Below are 5,226 nucleotides of genomic sequence, written 5' to 3'. Positions count from 1 at the left end.
ACCGCAGCAATCTCGTCCGGAGTCACACACTCTCAACGCCACACCGGGCCCCAAGGACACGCACCACCCCAGCCGACCTGACCAAGCCCTACTAGTGGGCCGGCATCGAGCAGTTCATGGTGAGCGCACTCGATGTCGTGCGAGGTGACCGGTCCGGTGCAGTACGGCTGCCAGGTCGCGGGGTTCGCCCCGCCGCCCTCTTCCCCCGTGGCACGGAAGAACATGACCTCGGTGCCGCCCCCGAGAACGGGCGGCCGGCCGACCCGCAGAACCTCCACCGCGGACGCGGCCGCCGCGCGCACACCGGTGACGACCGTGTCGCCGAGGACGGCCAGGGAGGCGGGAGGCTCCCCCGTGGAGGAGAAGCCCAGGTTCCGCAGGACTTCGGCCTCTTCCTCGGCGTGTGGCTGCCAACGGTCCGTCGGCAGGTGGGTGTCCAGGAGGGCGAGGAGTTCCACCCGTTCGCCCTCCTCGGTCAGCCGGGCGGCGATCGCGTGGGCGAGTTGCCCGCCGAGGGACCAGCCCAGCAGCCGGTAGGGGCCGTGCCGCTGGACGGAGCGCATCGACTCCACATGGCGGCGCACCACTTCGTCCGGATTGAAGGGCCCCGGCCCCGGCTCCGCGAGGTCGGCCGCCTGAAGCCCGTAGACCGGCAGGCCGGGGTCGAGGTGCGGGAGCAGGCGGGCGTACGGCCAGGCGAGGCCGCTCACCGCGTGGACGCAGAACAGCGGCCGCCGGTCCGCCCCCTCCCGCAGGGGCAGGAGCGGGCCGAGCCCGGCGTCCGGATGGTCGTCGCCGAGCCGTCGGGCCAGGGCCGTGACGGACGGTGCCTCGAACAGCGCGCGGACGGACAGCGCCGCTCCCGTCACCGCCCGGACCCTGCCGATGAGCCGGGTCGCGAGCAGGGAGTCACCGCCGAGGTCGAAGAAGGACGCCTCGGGGTCCGGCGCGGGCACGCCGAGCGTCTCCGCGAAGAGCCGGCTCAGCATCTCCTCGCAAGGGTCGAGGGGCACCGCCGTGGCCCGGGGCGGAGGCGGCGGCGCGGGGAGGGCGGCGCGGTCGAGCTTGCCGCTCGGCGTCAGCGGGATCCGCTCGGTCTGCACGAACGCGGACGGTACGAGATAGTCGGGCAGCAGGCCGCGCGCGTGGCGCCGCAAGTCCCGCTGGTCCAGGGTGAGTCCGGGTCGTACGGCGACGACGTGGGCGACCAGCCCGCGGCCCCCGGCGCGGTCGTCGCATACCGTCACGACGGCCCGCGCCACCAGGGGATGGCGCAGCAGCGCGGCCTCCGCGTCGGCGGGCTCCACCCGGTGCCCCCGGATCTTCACCTGGTCGTCCAGCCGCCCCAGGAACTCGATCGCGCCGTCCGCCCGGTACCGCACGCGGTCGCCGGTGCGGTACATGCGCTCACCCGGCTCACCGAACGGGCAGGCCACGAAGCGCTCCGCGGTCCAGCCCGGCCGACGCAGATAGCCGCGGGCCACGCCGGCGCCGGCCAGGTGGAGTTCGCCGGGCACGCCGACGGGCACCGGGTTCAGCCGCTCGTCCAGCACGTAGGCCCTGGTGTTGCGGATGGGGCGGCCGACGGGAGGATCGCCTTCGGCGCTTCCGTCGCCGGCCTGCCAGGTGAGAGCGAAGACGGTGGTCTCGGTGGGGCCGTACACATTGGTCACCGCGCAACCGGGTATGCGGCGGTGAATCTCCCGCAGCAGGGCGCCGGACAGCGGTTCGCCGCCCAAGTGGACTCGCCGGACCGCAAGTTCGCCGGTCAGGGCGGGCAGGAGGCTCGCCAGGGCGGTGGGCACCGTGGTCAGGAGGGTGCCGCGCCAGCCGTCGCGTTCGACGAGCGCCAGCAGGTCGTCGACCAGTTCCACGCAGCCGCCGAGCGCGAGTGGCAGGACGGTGTCCTCGATGTGCGCGTCGAAGGCGAAGGAGATCGACCCGAGGACCCGGGCGACCGAGTCGGCGCCGAACTCGGCCTGGTACGCGCCGATCAGGTTCACGACACCGGCGTGTTCGACGACCACGCCCTTGGGTGCGCCCGTGGTGCCCGAGGTGTGGATGACGTAGGCGGCATGCTGCGGGAGGATCGGCCCGCCTCGCTCACGGTCCGCGATCCGGGACCGGTCGCGTGCCGCGAGGTCGCGGGCGGTGGCCGGGTCGTCGACGACGATCAGGGAGGCGCCGGGCGGCAGCAGGGACCGTTCGGCGTCGGAGGTCACGACGAGGCGGGGCCGCGCCTCGTCGAGCAGCCGGGCCAGCCGGTCGGCGGGCTGGCGGGGGTCGAGGGGCAGATAGGCGGCCCCGGTCTTGAGTACGGCGAACAGGGCGACCAGGGCGTCAGGGGTGCGCGGCAGGAGCAGCGCGACGGTCGTCTCGGGGCCCGCCCCCGCGTCGAGCAGGAGGCGCGCCAACTGGTTGGCCGCAGAGTCGAGTTCGGCGTACGTCGTCGTGCGTCCCGCGTGGATGACCGCCGGGGCGCGCGGGTTCCGGTCGGCCTGGGCCTCGATCAGGGCGGGCAGTGCGGTCGCGGGGACGGGGGCGGCGGTGTCGTTCCACTCGACGAGGAGCCTGCGACGCTCCTCCTCGGGGAGGAACGCCTCGTCGGCGAGGTCGTCGGCGTCACGGTGCGGGTCGTGTGCGATCAGCGTGAGGAGTCGAGCGAACCAGTCCGCGATCCGCTCGGCCCGGTCGCGGGTGAAGTGGGCGGGCTGGAACTCCAGCCGCACGCCGAGGGTTTCGCCGGGTGTGCAGACGACGGACAGCGGGTAGTGGGTGGCGTCGAATCCGTCCGCGACGGTGCAGCGCACGCCGGCGTCGAGTGCCGCGTCATGGCCCCCGCCGCCCGCCGGATAGTTCTCGAAGGCCGTGGTGGTGTCGAACAGTGCCTGGTGGCCGGTGAGTTGGTGGATCTCGGAGAGTCCGAGGTGATGGTGCTCGAAGAGTTCGATCTGATCGTCCTGGACGCGTTCCAGCAGCTCCGGCAGCGACTCCCCGGCGCGTACGACGACTCTGGCGGGCAGGGTGTTCACGAGCAGTCCGACGAGGCTCTCCACGCCTTCCACGTCCGCCGCCCGGCCGGAGACGGTCATGCCGAACAGCACGTCGTCCCGGCCGGTCATCCGGCGCAGGACGAGGCCCCAGGCCACCAGCACCACGGTGTTGAGGGTGACGCCGCAGTCGCGGGCGACGCCGGTGAGGGCGGCGGACGTGGCAGGGGTCAGGGTGCGCAGGACACGCTCCGGGACCGTCACGGCCCGTCCCGCCGCCTCCGGCGCGACCAAGGTCGGCCCGTCGATGCCCGCCAGCTCGACGCGCCACGCCTCCCGCGCCTCGTCGAGCCCGGTGTCGGCGAGCCAGTCCAGGTAGGAAGTGTAGGAGGGCGCCGGCGGCAGTTGCTCGGAGGCGGACTCTCCCCGCCCGTACAGCCGCCACAGTTCGTCGACGACGAGGGAGGTGGACCAGCCGTCGAGGACCAGGTGATGGCTCGTCAGCGCGAGGCGCCAGCGGCGGTCGTCGAGGCGGAGCAGCAGGAAGCGGATCAGGGGCGGGCGGGCGAGGTCGAAGCGCCGGGCGCGCTCCTGGCGGACGGCGTCCGCGGCCGCGTCGGTCCTCGCGTCCGGCGGCAGTGCGGTCAGGTCGGACAGCCGCCAGTCCAGGGGCGGATCGGGGCTGATGAACTGCACCGGCTCCCCGGACGGTGCCGTGCGGAACCCGGCGCGCAGTCCGTCGTGACGGCGCTGCAGCGCACGGCAGGCCTCGCGCAGTCGTACGGCGTCGAGTTCTCCGTCGACTTCGAGGGTGAGCTGGGTGGTGTAGATGTCCTGCCCGTCCGCGTCGTACGCGGTGTGGAAGTACAGGCCGCGCTGGAGCGGCGCCAGGGGGAGCGCGTCCGGGGTGCCGGTGGCGGAGTGCCCGCTCATGCCGTCTCCTCCAGGTCTCGCAGGGCGGCGAACCACGTGTCGGCGAGCTCTTCCCCTTGTTCCCGGGTCAGCAGGCGGCACGGGAAGGTCCAGGTCACATGGAGTTCGGGTCCGGCGCTGCCGTCGAGCGCCGCGGCGGACACCTCCAGCAGGTGCGTGAGCGGCATCTCCGCGTCGCCGCCTCCCGCGAGGGCGGGGGCGTCGGCGGCCAGCGTCCAGTCCGCGTCGGGCGAACGCTCGAAGCGGCCCAGGTAGTTGAAGATGACCTGGCGGCGGGGCAGCCGCGCGAGGGCGGGCGCGGCCTCGGGGTGGAGATGGCGCAGGATGCCGAAGCCGAGGCCCTTGTCGGGCATCGCGTCGAGCCTGCGCTGTACGGCGCCGGGGGTGTCGTCCGGCTCCAGCCGCACGGGGAAGAGGCTGGTGAACCAGCCGACCGTGTGCGACAGGTCGAGGTCCTCGGCGATCTCCTCTCGGCCGTGGCCCTCGACGTCGATCAGGAAGGGGGCTTCGGCCACCGTCGCCGGGTCGTCGCCGAAGTGCGCCGCGCGCCAGGTGCGTAGGGCCCGGCCGAGGGTGCTGAGCAGCACCGAGTTGACGCCGGTGCCAAGCGCGGCGGGGGCCTTGGTGAGCACGGCGGCCGTGGGGCCGGCGGGCAGGACCCTGGTGACGGTGGTGCGGCTGCGCATCACGTCCAGTGCCGGGTCGAGCGCGGCGGAGCGCAGGACGTCGTCGGCGTCTCGGGCGGCGCCGGTCCACAGGGGGAGTTCGGCGGTCCGCCGGGCGGCCTGCTCCTGGAGCAGGGCGCCCCATCGGGCGTAGGAGATGCCGGTGGGCTCGTCGAGGGGGGCGCCGGTGGCCAGGGCCCGCAGGTCGTGCAGCAGGACGCGCCAGGAGACCCCGTCCACGACGAGGTGGTTGACGACGAGGAGGAGGTGGCCGGTCCGGGTGTCCCCGGCGTCGAACCAGACGGCTTCGAGCATGTGCCCGTGCCCGGGTGCCAGGCGCCCCGCGGCCGCCTCGGCGGCCCGGGTCACGGCGGCCTCGCGCTGGTCGGCGCCGAGGTCTCGGACGTCGATGCGCCGGACGTGCTCGCTGCCCCGTACGGTCCCGCGGGGCAGGACTTCGAGTGTCCACTCCGGTGTGCGCCCGAGGCGGATGCGGAGTGAGTCGTGCCGGTCGAGCAGGGACTGGACGAGCCCGGTGACGAAGGGGAGGTCCAGTGCCGCGGGGACGCGTACCAGCACGGACTGGTGGAAGGCGTCGACCGGGCCGCCCCGGTCGCGCTGCCACTGGATGATCGGGG

Annotated in this window: 2 protein-coding genes; both read right to left on the bottom strand. The window is 74.0% G+C overall.

What is annotated here, in order from left to right; genetic code table 11:
- Positions 1-32: 32 nt before the first annotated feature.
- Positions 33-3,923 (bottom strand): non-ribosomal peptide synthetase, encoded by a 3,891-nt coding sequence (locus ACWD1Z_RS36460; RefSeq protein ID WP_451125071.1) that lies wholly within the window; start codon positions 3,921-3,923, stop codon positions 33-35.
- Positions 3,920-5,226, bottom strand: a 1,307-nt coding sequence (locus ACWD1Z_RS36455; RefSeq protein WP_451125069.1) for a condensation domain-containing protein, incomplete at its 5' end; no start/stop codon positions are given. The genes ACWD1Z_RS36455 and ACWD1Z_RS36460, both read right to left, overlap by 4 nt.

It is taken from the genome of Streptomyces sp. NPDC002784, from assembly GCF_053592135.1.
Note: the sequence above shows the minus strand (reverse complement) of the source record. Positions and strands in the feature narration are given on the sequence as shown.

Coding starts and splice junctions, on each gene's coding strand:
- ACWD1Z_RS36460 (WP_451125071.1), bottom strand. CDS start 3,923: ATGAGCGGGCACTCCGCCACCGGCACCCCGGACGCGCTCCCCCTGGCG.